This is a genomic window from Kitasatospora sp. NPDC058048, from assembly GCF_042885555.1.
Lineage (GTDB): Bacteria > Actinomycetota > Actinomycetes > Streptomycetales > Streptomycetaceae > Kitasatospora > Kitasatospora lactacystinica.
This window is the reverse complement of record NZ_JBHVRT010000032.1, coordinates 80,210-99,597: the sequence shown is the minus strand read 5'-3', so window position 1 is coordinate 99,597 and position 19,388 is coordinate 80,210. Positions and strand designations below refer to the sequence as shown.

The following is a 19,388-nucleotide window of genomic DNA, read 5'->3' as shown; positions in this document are numbered from 1 at the left end:
ATGCCCACGGGCGGGTGAATTCCGGCGCGCCACACGGGGAAGGGGGTGGCCGCGGCCTAGACTCTGCGACGTCGCAGGCGGTGGGAAGGCGGCGGGCGCCGGCTCGGCGGCCCGCCCGCGAAGGGTCGTACGACACTCGTCGCACATCGAGAAGGTGGGGCGGGTGGGACTCGAACCCACGACCAAGGGATTATGAGTCCCCTGCTCTAACCGGCTGAGCTACCGCCCCGGTTCGCCGCACGCGCCGGTCGTCGGCACGGCAGCAGCAGACGGCCCCAGCGAGGCCGTCCCGGGCAGCATAGCCGGTCGATCACCCGTGGTGCGCGCCGGGGGCGCAGCTGGGTGCGCGACGGTACGCGCCTCCCGGGCGGCGCAGCCCGGGTGGCGGCGGGGCACCCGTTCGGGGCAGCCTGGGCGGATGACGATTCGTGGGACGGGGGCGGCGGCCGCGACGCTCGCACTGGTGCTGGCCGCGGCCGGCTGCACCACCGCGGCGGGCCCGGGCGGGGGCACCCCCACCGTCACCTCGGCACCTCCCACCGCCTCCTCCGTCGACAGCCACGGCTGGAACCGGCAGCGGCTCAGGGGAGCGGCCGGCCGGCACACCGGGGTCACCCGCACCGCCAGGCCCACCGTGCTCAACGGCCTGGTCGGCGCGGTGTTCACCCGCAACGCCGACGGCGACCACTTCTGCACCGCCAGTGTGGTCGACAGCGCCGGGCTCAACCTCGTCGTCACCGCCGCCCACTGCGTCTGGGACCCGCGGCTCGGGCAGCGCGGCGATCTGGTCTTCGTCCCCGGCTACCGCGACGGCGACACCCCCAGCGGCGTCTGGCCGCTGCTGGCCGTCACCGTGGACGACGACTGGAACGACCACGCCGACCCGGACATGGACGTCGCCTTCGCGATCGTCCAGGCACAGGACGGCCGCCAGGTCCAGCAGGTGCTCGGCGCCAACCGACTGGGCGTCAACCGCGGCTACCGGCTCCCGGTGAAGATCACCGGCTACCCGAGCAGCAGCGGCGTCCCGATCACCTGCTCCAACACCACCGACCGGCAGAGCCCCACCCAGCTGCGGATCGACTGCCCCGACTACACCGGCGGCACCAGCGGCAGCCCGTGGGTCACCGACTTCGACCCGGCCACCAGGACCGGCACCGTGGTCGGCGTGATCGGCGGCTACCAGGAGGGCGGCAGCAGCCCGGACACCTCGTACAGCAGTTACTTCGGCGACCGCGTCCAGGCCCTGTACGACCGCGCCACCGGCTGATCCGCGGCGGACCCGACACGCGGCGCTGGCGCCGCCGGGCACGGCCTGGTAGATCTTCCTCACGAACGGCGGAACGCACGGCCCCGGTGCCCGCCCCGAGGAACGAGACGGAGCCCCGATGGCCTCCCGCCCGCCGCGGCCCCCGCGCACGGCACGAACGGCCGCGCTGGCCGCCCTGCTGCTGGCCGCCGGCACCGCGTGCGGCGGGCAGGACGGGGTGCCGACCGCCGAGGTCGCGCAGCAGAGCCCCGCCCGGGACCGGATCGGCACCCTCTCCATCCGCACCGCCCAGGGCCCGCGCGCCTGCACCGCGAGCGTGGTGCACAGCCCCCGGCGCAATCTGCTGGTCACCGCGGCGCACTGCGTGCAGTCCCGCCGGATCGGCCTGCTGGACGGTCTGGTGTTCACCCCCGGCTACCGCAACGGGTCCACGCCGTACGGGACTTGGCCGGTACAGGCGATCACCGTCGACCCGCACTGGGCGGCCGGCGACGACCCCGAGTACGACGTGGCCTTCGTCACGGTGGGCACGGTCGACGGCCGGCAGGTCGAGGACGCGGTCGGCGGCAATCCGATCGGCACCGGCCAGGGCTTCGGCCTGTCCGTCGCCGTCACCGGCTACCCGAACGAGAGCGACGAGCCGATCACCTGCGCCGCCCGGACCAGCTCGCAGAGCGCCACCCAGGAACGCTTCGACTGCGGCGGCTACACCGACGGCACCAGCGGCAGCCCGTGGGTCGCCGCGAACGGCACGGTGATCGGCGTGATCGGCGGCTACCAGGAGGGCGGGGAAACCCCCGGCACCTCGTACAGCGTCACCTTCGACCAGCGGGTCGCCGACCTCTACCGGAAGGCGACCGCCTGACCCGGGAGCCGGCCGCGGGACCGGAACCGGCCGCACGGTCGGATACCGGTCGGATCCGGTCGGGCCCGGGGAAGCCGGGCGGTGTCGCGTACGTCACGCCGGGGGACCGGACGACGACAACACGAAGGCCCCCCGGTCGACCGAGGGGCCTTCGCTCTGAGCAGTCACCGGGCGGACCCGGTGCAGCTCCCGCAATTGGACTCGAACCAATAACCTGCCGATTAACAGTCGGCTGCTCTGCCAATTGAGCTATGCGGGATCGCGGTACTCGACTTCCGTACCACGGACGGGAAGCAGGACCCGAAGGACCTTCTCCCGAGCTCCCCCAATTGGACTCGAACCAATAACCTGCCGATTAACAGTCGGCTGCTCTGCCAATTGAGCTATGGGGGATCGGCTCCCGCCTCGGCCCCCGGTCTCCCGGGCTCCTCGGCGCTCGCTGCGGGACATACATTAGCGCACTCGGGGGGGTGGTCCGCCAATCGCTTTCCCGGCTTGCCCCCGGCTTGCCCCCGGCTCGCCCCGGGTTGCCGCCCGGCGTGCCCCGCGCGCGCCCGGCGACGGGGCCGGGGATGCTGGGGCGCGGACGGTTCGCCGTCCCGACGGACGGGTAGGGCAATGCGGCAGAAGCCGCCAGGAGAGGGTGGATCCGACCATGTGGAAGCTGTCGTTGGCCGCGGGTTTCGCGGCCGGCTACGTCCTCGGCTCACGAGCCGGGCGCCGGCGCTACGAACAGATCGCCAGGATCACCCGGCAGGTCGCCCGGAACCCCACGGTCCAGGGCGCGACCGACCGGGCCCGGCAGCAGGCCGGGGCGGTGGCCGGGAGGGCGGCCGGCGCGGTCGCGGACCGGGTCGGCGACCGGCTGCCGAACGCCGTCACCGACCGGGTGCCGTACTTCAACCGCTCCCGGGCGGAGGACGACGGCTGGGGCACCTTCCGCCCCTGACGGGCGGCGGCCGGCCCGCCGGTGGCCCCCGTGCGCCACTGCGCCGGGCCGTGTGTCGCGCGACACACGGCCCGGCGGCTACCCCCCGTCGGTGACGGGACGGTGACGCCGGACCCAAGCGAACCCCAACGCACGGTCGCGAACCGGCAACGTCCCACCCGGCCCGGACGCGTCCCGGACCGGGCTGAGGCATGATCTCGGCATGGCCATCGTCGCGGGGATAGACAGCTCGACCAACCGCACCCGGATCGTCGCGTGCGACGCCGACACCGGCGCCGTCCTGCGCTCCGGCAAGGCGCCCCACCCTGTCCCCGAGGACCAGGACCTGCGCCCGGGCGAGGCCGACCCCCAGGTCTGGCTGCACTCGCTCGGCGACGCCGCGACCGGCGGCCTGCTGGAGGGCGTCCGGGCGATCGGCGTCAGCGCCCAGCAGCACGGGATGATCGGCCTGGACGCGGGCGGGGTACAGGTCCGCCCGGCGCTCCTGTGGAACGACCCGCGCTCCAGCGGGGCCGCCGCCAAGCTGCTGGACGCCTTCGGCGGCCCGGCCGCCTGGACCGCCGCGATCGGCGCCGTGCCCGCCCCCACGTACACCATCGCCAAGCTGCGCTGGCTGGCCGAGTTCGAGCCGGCCAACGCCCGTCGGATCGCCGAGGTGCTGCTGCCGCACGACTGGCTGGTCTGGCAGCTGCTCGGCCACCCCAGGCGCCGCACCACCGACCGCGGCGACGCCTCCGGCACCGGCTACTGGTCGCCGATCACCGGCGAGTACCGGCAGGACCTGGTCGAGCTGGCGCTCGGCCACGAGCTCAGGCTGCCCGACGTCCTGCCCCCGGCCGAGCCCGCCGGGCACACCCCCGAGGGCCTGCTGATCTCGGCCGGGACCGGGGACAACATGGCCGCCGCGCTGGGCCTGGGCCTCGGCCCGGGCGACGCGGTGGTCTCCCTCGGCAGCGCCGGAACGATCTTCGCGGTGCACGAGGAGGCCGTGGTGGACGCCTCCGGCCTGGTCTCCTCCTTCGCCGACGCCAGCGGCCGGCACCTGCCGATGGTCGCCACCCTCAACGCCGCCGAGGTGCTGCGCTCCACCGCCGCCCTGCTCGGCCGGGACCTGGAGGGCCTGAGCGACCTCGCCCTGCACTCCTCCCCCGGCGCCTACGGCCTGGTGCTGCTGCCCTACCTGGACGGCGAACGCACCCCCGCGCTGCCGCACGCGGCCGGCACCCTGACCGGGCTGCGGACCGAGGCGATGACCCCTCAGCACCTGGCCCGGGCCGCCGTCGAGGGCATGCTGTGCAACATCGCCGACGCCCTCGACGTGCTGCGCGCCCGGGGCGTCGCGGTGAAGCGGGTGTTCCTGCTCGGCACGGCCGGGCGGCTGCCCGCCGTCCGGCACATCGCCCCGATGCTGTTCGGCGTCCCGGTCGTGGTGCCGCCACCGGGCGCCCACGCCGCCCGCGGGGCCGCCCGGCAGGCCGCCTGGGCGCTGGCGGGCACCCCGGAGCCGCCGGAGTGGGAGCTGCCGGACGCCGAGACCGTCGAGCCCGACGGGGAGCAGGACCTGGCGATCGGCTCGGCGGTGCGTCAGCAGTACCGGGCCGCCCGCGACCAGGTCCACCCGGAGGCGGCGGCCTGACCCCGGCCCGGGGGCGGTGACGGCCGTGCGGATGCGGCACCCGGCGCCCGGTGGCAGCGTGGAACGGGACACGGCCACCGACGCGAAGGGCGGCAGGACGCCATGGCGCTGCACAAGGGAGCCGGCGGCGACCGCCGGCTGAGCATCGGCCCGTACCCGACCGTCGCCGACCCGTTGGGCGCGATGAAACTGGCCCCGCCGCTGCACCGGCTCGGCGAGGGCCCGGTCGCGGCCGAGACCACGTACCAGCTGATCCACGACGAGCTGATGCTCGACGGCAACGCGAAGCTCAACCTGGCGACCTTCGTCACCACCTCGATGGACGCCCAGGCCACCCGGCTGATGACCGAGTGCCTCGACAAGAACATGATCGACAAGGACGAGTACCCGCAGACCGCCGAACTGGAGCGGCGCTGCGTGGCGATCCTCGCCGACCTCTGGCACGCCCCCGACCCGGACACCGCCGTCGGCTGCTCCACCACCGGCTCCAGCGAGGCCTGCATGCTGGCCGGCATGGCGCTCAAGCGCCGCTGGATGCGGCGCAACCCCGACCGCTACGCCGCCGGGGCCCGGCCGAACCTGGTGATGGGCATCAACGTGCAGGTCTGCTGGGAGAAGTTCTGCAACTTCTGGGAGGTCGAGGCCCGCATCGCGCCGATGGACGGCGACCGCTTCCACCTGGACGCCGAGCGGGCGGTCGCGCTGTGCGACGAGAACACCATCGGTGTGGTCGCGGTGCTCGGCTCCACCTTCGACGGCTCGTACGAGCCGGTCGCGGAGATCTCCGCGGCCCTGGACGCCTTCCAGGAGCGCACCGGCACCGACGTCCCGGTGCACGTGGACGGCGCCTCCGGCGGCATGGTGGCGCCCTTCCTCGACCCGGACCTGTCCTGGGACTTCCGGCTGCCCCGGGTCGCCTCGATCAACACCTCCGGCCACAAGTACGGCCTGGTGTACCCCGGGGTGGGCTGGGCGCTCTGGCGCGACAAGGAGGCGCTGCCGGAGGAACTGGTCTTCCGGGTCAACTACCTGGGCGGCGAGATGCCGACCTTCGCCCTCAACTTCTCCCGGCCCGGCGCCGAGGTGGTCGCCCAGTACTACATCTTCCTGCGGCTCGGCCGGGAGGGCTTCCGGGCCGTCCAGGGCGCCTGCCGCGAGGTCGCCACCTACCTCGCCGGGCGGATCGGGAAGCTGGACGGCTTCCGGCTGCTGACCCGGGGCGACCAGCTGCCGGTGTTCGCCTTCACCACCGACGGGGACGTCCCGTTCGACGTGTTCGACGTCTCGCGGCGGCTGCGCGAACGCGGCTGGCAGGTGCCCGCGTACACGTTCCCGGCGAACCGGGAGGACCTGTCGGTGCTCCGGGTGGTCTGCCGCAACGGCTTCTCGCGGGACCTCGCCGACCTGCTGCTGGCCGACCTCGACCGGCTGCTGCCGGAACTGCGGCGCCAGCCCGTCCCGCTCCAGCAGCTCGGGGTGCCGCCCCGCTCGGGCTTCCACCACTGACACTTCGCACAACCGGGAGAAGGTCACGGCGGGGAGGGCGCAGCGAAGCGCCCTCCCCGCCGGATCATCCCGGCGGACCGGGGCAGCCTCCCCCCGCGAGGCTGCCCCGGTCCGGTGGGGGCCGGGAACGGGTGCGGACCGACGGGTGATCGATCGGCGTCCGAACGGTTCCACCGACGGGCGAACCGCACCGGCCAGAGAACTCTGCACGATGACCACGTGATTGTTCGAGCGCCTCCGGGGGTTGTGAGACACTTCCGTCCGTCTCAGCGCCATGACCTGGGGTTTGGGACGCCAGGCCGATCAGGTTGGAGAAGCGGAGACGCCGAACGGCCCGGGCCGGGACCTGCCGCTCGCCCGTTCCCCGTCCCCGTTTCTCGAGTTTGGAGCGCCCGCGTTGGGTTCCGCCTGGAAGCAGCTGCCCGAGGAGCTGTCCGAGCCCGCCAGACGCCTGGCGGAGGAGCTCCGGGCCGTCAAGGACTCCGCCGGACTGTCGCTGTCCGAACTGGCCGCCCGGACCCACTACAGCCGGGCCTCCTGGGAGCGCTGGCTCAACGGCAAACGGGTCGTCACCGAGCAGGCGCTGGACGCGCTGGCCGGGACGGTCGACTGCGACGCGGCCGCGCTGCGGGCGCTGTGGCGGCAGGCGGTGGCGGGGCCGCAGGCTGCGGCGCCGGTCACGGGCCCGGATGCGGGCTCAGGCGCGGGCGCGGGCGAGGACGCGGGCCCGGGCCCCGAGGAGCCCGCGGCCAAGAACCCCGCCCCCGAGGAGACCACCGCCCCTGAACCGGCCACCGACGAGGCGCCGGCGACCGGGCAGGAGTCCGGGCCCGCCCCCCTCGTCTGGTGGCGGCGTCCGGCGGCGCTGCTCTCCGGCGCGGCCGTGCTGGCGCTGCTGCTGGTGCTGGTGGGCCTGCGGATCAGCCGGCACGACGGACAGGCCTCGGCGGCCGACCGGCCCGCCGCGACGGCCGACGCCGGCACCTCCCCCAGCGCCAAGCCCGCCCCGGGCGCCCCGGCCTGTCAGGCCGTCGGCTGCGCGCACAAGGACCCGAAGACCACCGGCTGCGGCAAGGACGCCCGGACGCTGCAGACCCAGGTGATCGGCAAGGTGGTCGTCTACCTCCGGTACAGCCAGACCTGCCGGGCGGCCTGGGCGGCCATCACCGAGGGCGAGCCGAAGGACTACGCGACGATCAGCGACAGCGCCGGCGACACCGAGACGGCGCTCATCCACTGGGGCTACGACAACTACTCGGCGATGCTGAACGCGGCGGACCCGACCGTCACCTTCCAGGTCTGCGGTTACCAGCCGGCCGGCCACGACTGCACCGGGGTGGTCTCCGACCTGGCCATGGTGGTGGCCTCCACCCCGATCCCGATCGGTCCCGCCTCTCCGCCTCCGGGCACCGGCGCGGGAGCGCCCACGACCCCGGCCCCGGCCACACCGGCCGACCCGGCACCGGCCGACCCGGCGGCACCCGTCGACCCGCCGGCACCGACGGCACCGGCGGCACCGGCCGCCGCTCCGACCGAGTCGGCCGCGTCGGCCGGTCCGTCCTGACCGCGACCGGCCGCTAGTCGAGGTAGCCGCGCAGCTGCTCGGCGCCGGCGTGGTCGCGGAGCTTGACCAGGGTCTTCGACTCGATCTGGCGGATCCGCTCCCGCGTGACACCGAACACCGCGCCGATCTCCTCCAGCGTGCGCGGGCGGCCGTCGTCCAGCCCGTAGCGGAGCTGGACCACCTGGCGCTCCCGCTCCCCCAGGGTGGCCAGGACCGCCTCCAGGTGCTGGCGCAGCAGCAGGAAGGTCGCGGACTCGGCGGGCGAGGCGGCGTCGGCGTCCTCGATCAGGTCCCCGAGCGCGACGTCCTCCTCCTCGCCGACCGGCGTGTGCAGCGAGATCGGCTCCTGGGCCAGCCGCAGCAGCTCGCGCACCCGCTCCTCGGTCAGCTCCAGGGCGGCGGCGATCTCGGCCGCCGTCGGTTCCAGGCCGCGCTCCTGGAGCAGACCGCGCTTGGCCCGGACCACCCGGTTGATCAGCTCGACCACGTGCACCGGCACCCGGATCGTCCGGGCCTGGTCGGCCAGCGCCCGGCTCATCGCCTGCCGGATCCACCAGGTCGCGTACGTGGAGAACTTGAAGCCGCGGGTGTAGTCGAACTTCTCCACCGCCCGGATCAGCCCCAGGTTGCCCTCCTGGACCAGGTCCAGCAGGGTCAGTCCGCGGCCGACGTAGCGCTTGGCGACGGAGACCACCAGCCGCAGGTTCGCCTCGATCAGCCGCCGCTTGGCGATCCGGCCCCGCACCACCAGGGAGTCCAGCTCGCCGGCCAGCGGGTCGGGCGGCGGCGTATCGCCGTTCAGCCGTTCCTCGGCGAAGATGCCGGCCTCCACCCGGCGGGCCAGCTCGACCTCCTCCGCGGCGGTGAGCAGGCGGATCCGGCCGATCTCGCGCAGGTACTGGCGCAGCAGGTCGGCGGCCGGACCGGTGTCCTCGGCGGGCACCCGGCGCTCCCGCCGGTCCCCGGCCCCGGCCCGCGCTCCGGGCGAGGGCTCGAACCCGGACACGGCCCCGAGCTCGGCCTCGGGGACGGCCCCGGTCTCGGGGACCGGGCTGTCCGGGTGGCCCTCCGGCAGGCCCTGGGCGGGGATCCGGGCACCGTCCGGGGGCGCGGCCCGGGCCCGGCCGTGATGGGTCTCCTGCTCCCCGGTCTCCTGCGGACCGGCCGGTCCGGCGGGCTTCGTTCCCGTACTGGTGGTGGTCGCTGCGACGAGGCCTTGCTCCACGGGCATCCCCTCGGGGCGGGCGCGACTCTGGCGGACCCGCGCTGTACGGAGGTGGGACGTCCTCCAGTGTGCGGTACGCCACGCTCCGTGGCCGAGACTCGTGCGCCGACTTTCTGTGAAGCGAACGCTAGAGAGCGGCCGCACCCCGGCTGCGCAGCTCCTGCCCGTACTGCTGGAGCTGCCACAGCTCGGTCTGCACCGCGTGCAGCTGTTCGGCCTCGGCCCGGGGGCCGAGCCGCTGGAGGTAGCCGCGGACCTCGGTGATCCGCCGGTCCACCGCCAGCATGCGCAGCTTGACCAGGAACTCCCCCGCGTAGATCGCGTCCACCTTGCGGCGCGAGCGCACCGGCTCGACGGTCAGCTCGGTGACCAGCGAGCGCACCTGGTCGTCCGGGGACGCCTCGCGCACCGCGCTGGTGAAGTCGGGCAGGCCCGCCCCGTGCGCGGCGCCGCCGGCCTTGGCGATGGCCTGCCGGACGGCGGTGTACGGCGGGGTCGGGAACTCGTCCTCGCCGTAGTGGTCGAAGGCCGGACTGACCAGATCCGGGTGCTGGAGCGCCAGCTTGAGCAGCTCGCGCTCGACGAACTGGGCCGGGTCGCGCGGGTTGAGCCGGAAGGCGGGCTGCGCCGGGCGCTGCGGCTGGGCCGGCTCCGGGCGGCGCTGGGCGGCCGCGCCGCGCGGGTTCTGCTGGCGCTCGCGGTCCCAGCGGGCCAGCTGGGAGATCCGGCGGACGACGAACTGCTCGTCCAGGATGCCGAGCATGCCGGCCAGGCGGACGGCGTACTCGTGCTGGATCGAGCGGTCCTTGATCTTGGCGACGATCGGGGCCGACTCCTCCAGGGCCGCCGAACGCCCCTCCGGGGTGTCCACCCGGTGCCGGGCCACCACCGAGTTCAGCGCGAACTCGAAGAGCGGGACCGGGTTGTCGATCAGGTGCTTGACCGCCTCGTCGCCCTGGGCCAGGCGCAGCTCGCACGGGTCCATGCCGCCCGGGCTGACCGCGATGGAGGTCTTGGCGGCGAACTTCTGGTCGTCCTCGAAGGCGCGCAGGGCGGCCTTCTGGCCGGCCGCGTCGCCGTCGAAGGTGAAGACGGTCTCGCCCCGGTACTGCGAGGTGTCCATCAGCAGCCGGCGGATGATCTTGATGTGGTCCTCGGCGAAGGCGGTGCCGCAGGTGGCCACCGCCGAGGTGACCCCGGCCAGGTGGCAGGCCATCACGTCGGTGTAGCCCTCGACCACCACCGCGCGGCCCGACTTGGCGATCTCCTTCTTCGCCAGGTCGATGCCGTACAGCACGTGGGACTTCTTGTAGATCGGGGTCTCGGGCGTGTTGAGGTACTTCGGGCCGTTGTCGTCCTCGCGCAGGCGGCGGGCGCCGAAGCCGACCACCTCGCCGGCGATGTCCCGGATCGGCCAGACCAGCCGGCCCCGGAAGCGGTCGATCAGGCCTCCGCGCTGGCCCTGCGAGGCGAGGCCGCCCAGCAGGATCTCCTTGTCCGTGAAGCCCTTGCCGCGCAGGTAGCGGACCAGGTGCTCCCACCCCACGGGGGCGTAGCCGACGCCAAAGACCGTGGCGGCCTCCTCGTCGAAGCCGCGCTCGGCCAGGAAGCGGCGGCCGATCTCCGCCTCCGGCGAGGCCAGCTGCTCCCGGTAGTAGGCGGCGGCCACCTTGTGCGCCTCGACCAGCCGGGTGCGCTCGCCCTGCTGGTGGCGGGGGCTGTAGCCGCCCTCCTCGTAGCGCAGGGTGATGCCGGCCTGGGCGGCCATCCGCTCGACGGCCTCGGCGAAGGTGAAGTGCTCGATCTTCATCAGGAAGGCGATGGTGTCGCCGTTCTCCTGGCAGCCGAAGCAGTGGAAGACGCCCTTGGCGGGGTTCACGTAGAAGGAGGCGGACTTCTCGTCGTGGAAGGGGCAGACGCCCTTGTACTCGCCACCGCCACCGTTGGTCAGCTGTACGTAGTCGCCGACCACCGCGTCGATCGGCAGTGCGCTGCGCACCGCCTGTACGTCTTCGTCCCTGATCCGCCCGGCCACTCCGGAAGTCTACTGGGACGGCCGGGCATTCGATCCGCGGCGGCCGCCTCCGGGCGGCTACGCCCAGGCGGCGCCGACCAGCTTGGCGTGCAGGGCCAGGGCCGAGGCGTCCGTGAGGGTGGCGATCTGGTCGATGACCGTGCGCAGGGCGGCGCGGTCGTCCTCGGCCTCGCGGTACATGGCGGCGAACACCGGGTCCAGCCCCTCGGGGGCGCGCTGGGTGAGGACGTACGCCAGCTCGGCGATCACGATCCGCTGGCGGGCCCGCAGCTGGGTCTGCTCGTCGCGCTGCATGACGTAGCGGACGGCGACCGCCTTGAGCACCGCGCACTCCAGCCGGACGTCCCTCGGCACCACCAGCTCGGCGGTGTAGCGGGTGAGCCGGCCGGGGCCGTAGCGGGCGCGGGTGGCCTGCTCGGCGGCCAGGCAGAAGCGGCCGATCAGCTGGCTGGTGAGGTCCTTGAGCCCGCCCCGGGCGCGGGCGGTGCCGTCGTAGGAGCGGGGCCACCACTCCTGGGCGAGCAGCCGGTCCAGGGCGTCGGACAGCTCCTGGGGCTCGGCGTCCCCGGCGTAGCGCTCGGCGACCTTGAAGAGCTCGGCGCGCTCACCGGGCGCGCGCAGGGCGGCCGGGTCGATGTGGCCGGCCTGGAGGCCGTCCTCGACGTCGTGGGTGGAGTAGGCCACGTCGTCGGACCAGTCCATCACGGTGGCCTCGAAGCACTTGCGCCCGGTCGGGGAGCCGGCCCGCAGCCAGCGGAAGACCGGCAGGTCGTCGGCGTAGACGCCGTACTTGGGCGAGGCCGGGTCGGTGGGGTGGGCTCCCTTGGTCCACGGGTACTTGGTGGCGGCGTCGAGGGCGGCCCGGCTCAGGTTGAGGCCGACGCTGCGGCCCGGCCAGGGGGCGAGCCGGGTGGCGGGCTGCTCCTCCTGGGGCGCGAAGCGCTTGGGTTCGAGCCGGGTCAGGATGCGCAGCGACTGGGCGTTGCCCTCGAAGCCGCCGCAGGCCTCGGCGGCCTGGTCGAGGGCCTCCTCGCCGGTGTGGCCGAACGGCGGGTGGCCGATGTCGTGGGCCAGGCAACCGGTCTCCACGAGGTCCGGGTCGCAGCCCAGGGCGGCCCCCAACTCCCGCCCGACCTGGGCGCATTCGAGGGAGTGGGTGAGCCTGGTGCGCGGGAAGTCGCTGCGCATCGGGGCGACCACCTGGGTGGTGCCGGCCAGCCGGCGCAGCGCGGCCGAGTGCAGCACCCGGGCGCGGTCGCGCTGGAAGGCCGTACGGCCCGGGCGCTTGTCGGGTTCGGGGACCCAGCGGGCCTCGGCAGCGTGGTCGTACGGGATCGGGGCGGCGAGGCGGTGCGTGGTGTCGTCCATATGCCCTTCACCGTACGCCCGGCCCCCGACACGCGGGGTGTGCCGCGCACGAAGGAGCGCGGGCCGGGGCGTGAACGGTGCGCGGCGCGCGGGTGCCCGCCCCGGCGAGTCGACCCCACCCGGACGGCGCAGCCCCGCGCGCCCCCTGCGTCCCTGCGCCCCCGCGCCTACGCCCCTGCGTCCCGAACGTCCCCCGGCCCGGGCGGCCTCAGCCCCTGATCGCCTTCAGAACCACGCCGGACACCGCCTCCTGCCCCTTGGCGTTGGGGTGGATCGGCACCAGCCCCTGGGCCGGCAGGGGCGGCTCCACCCAGCGCTTGTCCTCCCCCGCGCACATGTCGTGCCCGGCCGAGGGCCCGGCGAGGTCCACGAACACCGCTCCGGCGGCCTCCGCGCGCTTCTTGAGCATGCCGTTCAGCTGCTGCTGCTTCTCCACCAGGAAGCCCAGGTCGGAGGCGGCCACGGCGTTGCCGAGCACCGGAAGGCAGCTCGCCGGGTCGGCCGGGAGCAGCCCCGGGTACCCGATCACGTACACCCTGGCCTTCGGGGAGCGCTTCTTGACGTCCTGGAGCACCTGGGCGATCCGGTCGCCGGCCGCCTCCACCTTGCGCTGGACGTCGTCGGTGCCGTTGCCGGCCGCGTAGTGGTCCCGGCAGGGCGAATCGCTGATCCGGTCGGCACTGTCGGTGATCACGCCCTTGACGATGTCCACCAGGTTGGCCTTGGCGCACTCGGTCACGACCTCCATGAAGCCGGCGTCGTTGCCGCCGATCCCCAGGGTGACCAGCCGGGTGTCCGCGGTCAGCGCGTCCAGCTGGGCCGGGTTGGTGCCGTCCGCGACCTTCTGCGGACCGGTCAGATCCCCGGTGCGGGCGCCGCTGCAGCTGACGTCCTTGAACTGCCCGGCGGCGAGCGAGAGCCCCTTCGCCACCAGGGACGGGTAGTTGGCCCCGGAGCGGTAGCAGGCGCCCGGCTCGCCGACCTGCGGCGGGAGCTTCATCCCGGCCGTGTACGAGTCGCCGAGCGCGACGTACGGGCCGGTGGGCGGCGGGGCGGCGGTCGGCGACGGGTCCGCGCCGGCCTGCGCGCGGGCGGGCGTCGCGCCCGCGGTGGCGCTCCCCTGCTGGTCGGTACCGGTGTTGTCGGTGCAGCCGGCCAGCAGCACTGCGGCCAGTCCGACGGTCAGGGCGATGGTCGGGCGTGCGGTCCTCGGCATGGTCTCCCCCCGGGGATACGGGTCACGGTCGGCTCCTTACGGCGGCCCGTCCCCCGGGCACACCAGGGGCCAACGAACGATCGCGGCCGATCACTCCCACCCGCGCCCGATCGCCGCACGACGAGCCGGATCCGGCCGGAATCCGCCCCTCGGACCCCGTCCGGCCGCCCTGTTCCGCCCGCCCGCTCCGGCTGCCCCGGCTACTCCGCGCCGCGCTCGTGCTCGGCCAGGAACTGCTCGAAGCGCCGCCCCAGTTCGTCCGCCGAGGGCAGGTCCGCCGGCTCGGCCAGCAGGCTCTCCCGGCCCTCCGCGCCCGCCACGGCGTCGTACTGGCCCTCCATGCCGCGGATCGCCGAGCGCAATTCGCCGTCCCCCTGGGCCAGCTGCTCCTCGATGTCGGCGTAGACCTCGGGGACCCGCTCGCGCAGCCCGGTGCCGGGCAGCACCAGCCCGGTGGCGGACTGCACCGCCTCCAGGACCTGCACGGCCGCCGCCGGGTAGGCGGAGCGGGCCACGTAGTGCGGGACGTGCACGGCGAAGCCCAGGACGTCGTGCCCGGCCTCGCCGAGGCGGTACTCCACCAGCGCCTGGGCACTGCCCGGGACCTGCGCCTGCTCGAACCACTGCGGGTAGCCCGGGGCGAGGTCCAGCCGGTTGCCGTGCGGCGTCAGGCCGACCGGGCGGGTGTGCGGCACGCCCATCGGGATGCCGTGGAAGTCGATGGAGAGCCGCACCTCGAAGCGGTCCACCAGCTCGCGGACGGCACGCGCGAAGCGCTCCCACTCGACGTCCGGCTCGGGGCCGGTGAGCAGCAGGAACGGCGCGCCGGCGGCGTCGTGGACGAGCTGGAGCAGGATCTCCGGCGGGTCGTAGGACGTCCAGTGGTCGTGGTCGAAGACCATCGCCGGGCGACGGGCCCGGTAGTCCACCAGACGGTCGTGGTCGAAGCGGGCCACCACCTGCGGCGCACCCGTCTCCAGCAGGTGGGCCACCACCTGGCCGCCGGCCTCCCCGGCGTCCATGAAGCCCTCGAAGTGCTGGAGCAGCACGAGGCCGGCACCGGTGTCGCGCAACTGCTCGTTGGCCGCGGCAACGGCGGCCACGCCCTGCTGATCCAGCTCGTACAACGCCTGGAAGTCACGCACCGCGCACCCAACCCCGTTCCCTGCTCGTCCCGGTCGACCGGCTTCTCGTCCTGTCCAGCGCGCCGGGCGCCGCCGGAATTCCCGCCGCCGGCCCCCGTCCTGCGGACCTCCCGTCCGCGGGCCCCGCGGGGCCCGTGCGACGGCTCCCCGGGGGGCTCGCCCGACGGCCTCGGACGAGCGCTCCGGACCATGATCGCACCCGGCCGAAGACTCCCTGGTCAGGGCCCTGCGAGGGGCTGGTCCGCAGGGCACGCGAACGGCCCGCGCGGCCATTCGCGTGCCGCGAAGTGACGCACCGCCTTCTGGCGGGTATCGTCCTCTCGCTGCCTCGCATCGTCGCGTCGTCGCCACGTCGTCCGTAACGCCGTCGGCCACGTCCCGGTCCGGTGCTCGGCCAGCCACCCACGACGCATCTTGCCTTCACCTGGCCGCCTGCTTCCCTTCGCGCTCTCGTACCCTCCTCGGCCATCTCGCGGACGCACACTGTCCCGTCGCTCTTCCCGCCGGACCGGTCCGAGGATCCGTGTCCGTTCCGGCACCCCGCGCCGCCCGTTCCGGGCCGCCGCCCCCACCCCGTCCGACCGGACCTCCGGCGTGCGCGGGTACCCGGCCGGCGGACCCGGGCCCAGGCGTACCCAGCCCAGAGCACCCCGAGCCGTACCCCGGCGCGGGAGGCACCCTCCGACCGATGAAGGACCAAGGTTCCGTGCCCGTACCTGTCATCCTCACCGGCCGCACCGTGCGGCTGGAGCCACTCGCCGCGCACCATGCCGAGGCCATCGCCGAGGCCGGCGCCGAGGACCGTACGACCTACGCCTTCACCCCCGTCCCGCACGGCCGGGAAGCCGCCCGCGACTACGTCGCGCGGGCGCTCGCCGACCAGGCCGCGGGCCGGTCACTGCCGTTCGCGACGGTGAACCTCGCCGACGGCCGGGTGGTCGGCTCCACCCGGTTCCTGGAACTCGACTACTGGCAGGGCCCGATGGTGTGGCCGCCCGCGCCCGGGGTCCCGTTCGGCGATCCGGCCACGGCCGTCCCGGACGCGGCCGAGATCGGCAACACCTGGCTCTCGCCGCGCGCCCAGGGCACCGGCATCAACACCGAGGCCAAGCTGCTGATGCTGCGCCACGCCTTCGAGACCTGGGGCGTGCAGCGGATCTCGCTGCGCGCGGACGCCCGCAACCTGCGCTCGCGCGCCGCCATCGAACGGCTCGGCGCGACCTCCGAGGGCGTCCGCCGGGCGCACTCGCGCGGGCTGGACGGCGTGGTGCGCTCCACCGCGTTCTACTCGATCCTCGACGACGAGTGGCCGGCCGTCCGGGACATCATCGAGCTGCGGATCGCCGCCGCCACCTCGCCGAGCGCCCCGGATCCGGCGATCAACCAGGAGTGCCTTAGACAGGGCGGCAGCGGCGCCGGGCAGCTGATGATCACCGCCTGAGGCCGTCCCGGAACGGCTCGTGGCCGAGGCTCGCGAAGCCCAGGAGGGCCGGCAGGGTGGTGCGGTCGTCCCAGGCCCGGTGGCGTCCCGGGTGCGCCTCGACCAGGGCCTCCACCGGCCGCCAGCCGCCCCGCACCCGGGCCACCCGGACCCGGTAGACCTCCGCGCCACCCACGCTGCGGTGCAGGTGCAGCACGCCCTCGGAGACCACGGAGGCCCAGCGCTCGTCCGTGTCCCGGGCCCGCAGGCCGCGCCTGATCCGCTCCCAGTCGGCGTCCGACCAGAGCAGGTCGGGCACGGGGTGCGGGCGGGGCAGGCCGATCGGCGTCAGGTGGGGTTCGCCGGCCGCGCGGACGCCGCCCGGCTCCGGGAACGCCCAGTCGGGCAGCGGCTCGCAGGCGGCCAGCCAGGTCCGCGGGATGCCGCCGGTGCCGGTGTGCGCGGCCACCACCCCGCCGGTGATCGCCGCGACGGTGTCCATGTCGCCGCCGGCCGCGATCGCGTCCCACACGGCGGCGCGGTAGTCGGCCAGGTTCCGGGCGGCGCACCACAGCGCGTACGGGACGGTGTCCGCCGCGGACGTCCGGCTGCCGTTGCCGAGCACCTGCGCGGCGAGCCGGAAGTCCGGCCGGGCGAGCAGCGCGCGGGCCTCCACCAGGCCGTCCTTGACCGCACCGTTCGGGGTGAGGCCGGCCACCGACTCCAGGAAGCGCTCCGGTGTCATCGGCCGGGTGCGGGCCCGCACCGCGTACGCGGCCGCCACCGCGACCGCGATCGCGCCGTCCACGGCCTGCGGGTGGGTGTGGGTGATGACGGCGGTGTCGGCGGCGGGCCGGACGACGGCGGCCGGGTCCTCGGCGTACGCCGCCCCCAGCGGGGCGACCCGCATCGCGGCGCCGTTGCCGTAGGAGCCCTGGCCGTCGAAGAGTTCGGCGGCCAGCCGCCGGGCGTCGCCGCCCTCGCGGATCAGCCGGAGCAGCCGGTTGGCGGCCGGGCCGTAGCCGCGGTCGAAGTCGTGGCGCAGGGCGAAGGCGTAGGTGAGGTCGAAGGTGTCGATCGCGCCGCGCTCGGTGTGTGCGGCGTGGACCGAGCAGGCCATCTCGGTGTCGTCGGTCCAGGGCCAGGAGCCGGGCGGTTCGGTGCGGGCGGCGAGGTGGGTCCGGGCGGTCTCCGGGACGAAGAACTGGGCTCCGAGGGCGTCGCCCGTGCGGAGGCCGAGGAGCGCGTCCAGCGCGGGGCCGGCGTGCGTGAATGGAATGGTCATATGGCATCCAGCTCAGCGGCTCGGCCACCGTCGCGTCAACACCCGTGACCGCCGGCCCCACCGACGGGGGATGTTTCGCATACCTCCGATTCCGGCGGGCAGGCACCGGGGCATGACCCGCGCGAATCCCCTCGATCCGGTCGCCCTGCTCGGCGCCGACCAGCAGCACATCGCCACCCGCGCGCAGCTGCGCCGGCTCGGGGTGCCCTCCGGCACCATCGCCCACCGGCTGCGGCCGGGCGGGCCCTGGCAGCAGGTGCTGCCCCGGGTGATCTGCCTGCAGAGCGGAAGACTGACGTTCCATCAGAGGATGCGGGCCGCCCTGGCGTACGCGACGCCGAAGGGACGCGAACCACGGACCGGGGAGGTGCTGCTGACCGGCCTGGCGGTCCTGGCCGAGGCCGGGCTGCCGAGCGCCGGCCACCCGTCCGACCTGAACGCTGTCGACATCCTGATCCCCGGCCAACGACGGGTCGGGGACCGGGAGTTCGTCCGGATCCACCGGGCGTCCGGGGCGATGCCGGGCGGCTTCGAGCGCGCCGACGGACTGTGGAGCACCACGGTCGCCCGGGCCCTGGCGGACCTCGCGCCGAGGGAGACCGGGCAGCGCCGGTTCCGGGCGCTGTGCGCGGAGGCCGTCCAGCGGCGGCACTGCGAACTCGGCGAACTGCTCGACCAGTTGCTGTCCCGCCCGGGTGCGCTCGGGCTGCCCCAGGTGGCCGGGGTGGTGGAGGACCTGACGGTCGGGGTGCGGTCGGTGGTGGAGGGCGAGGCCCGCGAACTGCTGGCGCACGCCGGACTGCCGGACCCGCTGTGGAACCCGGTGCTCTTCCTGGACGGCCGCTTCCTCGCCGTCCCGGACGCCTACTGGCCGCACGCCTGTGTGGCCCTGGAGATCGACTCCCGCGCCTGGCACCTGCGCCCGGCCGAGCACGAACGGGGCCTGGCCCGCGCCAACCGCCTCACCGCCGCCGGCCTCCCGGTGGTGCGCACCACCCCGGCCCAGCTCCGCCGCGACCCGGCCCCGGTGCTCCACGAGCTGACCGCTTTGGTCACCACCGGCCCGCACGCACCGCACCCCCGGATCACCTGGCGGCGGGCGCGGTGAGGCGGGTCGCCGACGCGGTGAGGCGGGCCGCCGACGCGGTGCGGGCGGCCCGGCCGGCCCCGCTCAGCAGCGGGAGTCGATCTCCTGGAAGGTGGCGTAGTGGTCGGCGGACCAGTACTGCTCGCCGGAGTCGCCGGTCACCACCCGGCGGGTGCCGCGGTCGTTGGAACCCGGGGTGACCACGGTGAACTCGTGGTAGTAGCTACCGGTCTTCTTGGGGAGGCGGCTCTCCCGGTTCTCGAAGACGATGCCGTCGCGGTTGTACGGGTAGGGCCCGCCCTTGGCGATCAGACCGAGGGTGTCCTGGGCCTGACTGGGGAGCTTGGTGCGGCAGACGTCGGCCATGGCCGGGTCGGTCGGGACCCAGGTGCCGGCCGGGGCGGGGGTGCTGCCGGCGCCCCCGGCGGGCGGGGTCGGCTTGGGGGCCGAGGGCTTGGGCGCCGCGGACCCGGACGTCGTGGCGCCGGCGGCGGCGCTCGCGGCGGCCTTGGGGTGGCTGCTCCCCTGGTTGGCGAGGAGGTACCCGGCCCCGGCCAGGAGCGCCAGGATCAGCACGGCCACGGCGACGAGCGGGTTTCTGCGGTTGGTCATGCGGTCCAGCTTGGCAGGCGGCCTGGCCGGGCCGGGCCAGCTACACACGTGGCCGCCGCCACACCGCGGGCGCGTCGGCCGGTGCGCCGACCGGTGCGCCGGCCCGGGCACAGACGTACGGCCGGGGGGGGGGTGGGGGCGAGGGGGGGGGAGGGACGGCCGCGGGGAGGAACACCGCGGTGCTGGGGCGCGGAAAGGGGGGAAA

The 19,388-nt window shown here is 74.8% G+C and carries 14 protein-coding genes, 3 tRNA genes and 1 pseudogene; 8 read left to right on the top strand and 10 right to left on the bottom strand.

Translation table 11 applies throughout. From position 1 onward, the window contains the following. Positions 1-155: 155 nt before the first annotated feature. Positions 156-229 (bottom strand) — tRNA-Ile (locus ACFVVA_RS29380). A gap of 189 nt (positions 230-418) precedes the next feature. On the opposite strand from ACFVVA_RS29380, the gene ACFVVA_RS29375 reads away from it, so the two are divergent. Both ACFVVA_RS29375 and ACFVVA_RS29370 read left to right on the top strand, forming a co-directional pair. Beyond that, positions 419-1,270, top strand: a complete 852-nt coding sequence (locus tag ACFVVA_RS29375) for a trypsin-like serine peptidase (RefSeq protein ID WP_387693802.1) — start codon at positions 419-421, stop codon at positions 1,268-1,270. Positions 1,271-1,388: 118 nt separating this feature from the next. Then, a complete protein-coding gene (locus ACFVVA_RS29370) occupies positions 1,389-2,135 on the top strand; it encodes a trypsin-like serine peptidase (protein WP_387693801.1) in 747 nt (248 codons plus the stop codon). A gap of 186 nt (positions 2,136-2,321) precedes the next feature. Here the strand turns inward: ACFVVA_RS29370 and ACFVVA_RS29365 are convergent. Both ACFVVA_RS29365 and ACFVVA_RS29360 read right to left on the bottom strand, forming a co-directional pair. Beyond that, positions 2,322-2,394 (bottom strand) — tRNA-Asn (locus ACFVVA_RS29365). A 61-nt stretch (positions 2,395-2,455) separates the two neighbouring features. Further along, a tRNA-Asn gene (locus ACFVVA_RS29360) sits at positions 2,456-2,528 on the bottom strand. A gap of 250 nt (positions 2,529-2,778) precedes the next feature. Here ACFVVA_RS29360 and ACFVVA_RS29355 point away from each other — a divergent pair. From ACFVVA_RS29355 to ACFVVA_RS29340, 4 genes are all read left to right on the top strand, one after another. Beyond that, complete coding sequence (locus ACFVVA_RS29355; RefSeq protein WP_387693800.1) at positions 2,779-3,084, top strand: hypothetical protein; 306 nt, start codon at positions 2,779-2,781, stop codon at positions 3,082-3,084. A gap of 202 nt (positions 3,085-3,286) precedes the next feature. Beyond that, a complete protein-coding gene (locus ACFVVA_RS29350; RefSeq protein ID WP_387693799.1) occupies positions 3,287-4,720 on the top strand; it encodes an FGGY family carbohydrate kinase in 1,434 nt (477 codons plus the stop codon). A 102-nt stretch (positions 4,721-4,822) separates the two neighbouring features. After that, positions 4,823-6,226: a glutamate decarboxylase gene (locus ACFVVA_RS29345; RefSeq protein ID WP_387693798.1), complete on the top strand. Its 1,404-nt coding sequence runs from the start codon at positions 4,823-4,825 to the stop codon at positions 6,224-6,226. Positions 6,227-6,623: 397 nt separating this feature from the next. Next, complete coding sequence (locus ACFVVA_RS29340) at positions 6,624-7,790, top strand: DUF2690 domain-containing protein (protein ID WP_387693797.1); 1,167 nt, start codon at positions 6,624-6,626, stop codon at positions 7,788-7,790. Between the two features lie 13 nt (positions 7,791-7,803). On the opposite strand, the pseudogene ACFVVA_RS29335 reads toward ACFVVA_RS29340, so the two are convergent. The 5 genes and pseudogenes from ACFVVA_RS29335 to ACFVVA_RS29315 all read right to left on the bottom strand — a co-directional run bounded on the left by ACFVVA_RS29335 (position 7,804) and on the right by ACFVVA_RS29315 (position 14,779). Continuing rightward, positions 7,804-8,921 (bottom strand): annotated as a pseudogene (locus tag ACFVVA_RS29335) (RNA polymerase sigma factor). A gap of 221 nt (positions 8,922-9,142) precedes the next feature. After that, on the bottom strand, positions 9,143-11,050 hold the full coding sequence (gene dnaG / locus ACFVVA_RS29330; protein WP_387693796.1) for a DNA primase: 1,908 nt from the start codon (positions 11,048-11,050) through the stop codon (positions 9,143-9,145). Positions 11,051-11,107: 57 nt separating this feature from the next. Then, entirely contained in the window at positions 11,108-12,418 is a 1,311-nt protein-coding gene (locus ACFVVA_RS29325) for a deoxyguanosinetriphosphate triphosphohydrolase (protein WP_387693795.1), read from the bottom strand. 208 nt (positions 12,419-12,626) lie between these two features. Then, entirely contained in the window at positions 12,627-13,634 is a 1,008-nt protein-coding gene (locus ACFVVA_RS29320; RefSeq protein WP_387693794.1) for an SGNH/GDSL hydrolase family protein, read from the bottom strand. Positions 13,635-13,834: 200 nt separating this feature from the next. Next, positions 13,835-14,779: a PAC2 family protein gene (locus ACFVVA_RS29315; protein WP_359902927.1), complete on the bottom strand. Its 945-nt coding sequence runs from the start codon at positions 14,777-14,779 to the stop codon at positions 13,835-13,837. A gap of 706 nt (positions 14,780-15,485) precedes the next feature. Between ACFVVA_RS29315 and ACFVVA_RS29310 the strand changes: the two genes are divergently transcribed. Beyond that, positions 15,486-16,220: a GNAT family protein gene (locus ACFVVA_RS29310; protein WP_359902930.1), complete on the top strand. Its 735-nt coding sequence runs from the start codon at positions 15,486-15,488 to the stop codon at positions 16,218-16,220. Here the strand turns inward: ACFVVA_RS29310 and ACFVVA_RS29305 are convergent. Then, on the bottom strand, positions 16,210-17,484 hold the full coding sequence (locus ACFVVA_RS29305; protein WP_387693793.1) for an ADP-ribosylglycohydrolase family protein: 1,275 nt from the start codon (positions 17,482-17,484) through the stop codon (positions 16,210-16,212). The genes ACFVVA_RS29310 and ACFVVA_RS29305 overlap by 11 nt on opposite strands. A gap of 112 nt (positions 17,485-17,596) precedes the next feature. Between ACFVVA_RS29305 and ACFVVA_RS29300 the strand changes: the two genes are divergently transcribed. Next, positions 17,597-18,592 carry a hypothetical protein gene (locus ACFVVA_RS29300; RefSeq protein ID WP_387693792.1) on the top strand — a complete coding sequence of 332 codons (996 nt, stop codon included), beginning with the start codon at positions 17,597-17,599 and terminating at the stop codon, positions 18,590-18,592. Between the two features lie 63 nt (positions 18,593-18,655). Here the strand turns inward: ACFVVA_RS29300 and ACFVVA_RS29295 are convergent, their stop codons facing one another. Beyond that, positions 18,656-19,183, bottom strand: a complete 528-nt coding sequence (locus tag ACFVVA_RS29295; protein ID WP_387693791.1) for a ribonuclease — start codon at positions 19,181-19,183, stop codon at positions 18,656-18,658. Between the last annotated feature and the right edge of the window lie 205 nt (positions 19,184-19,388).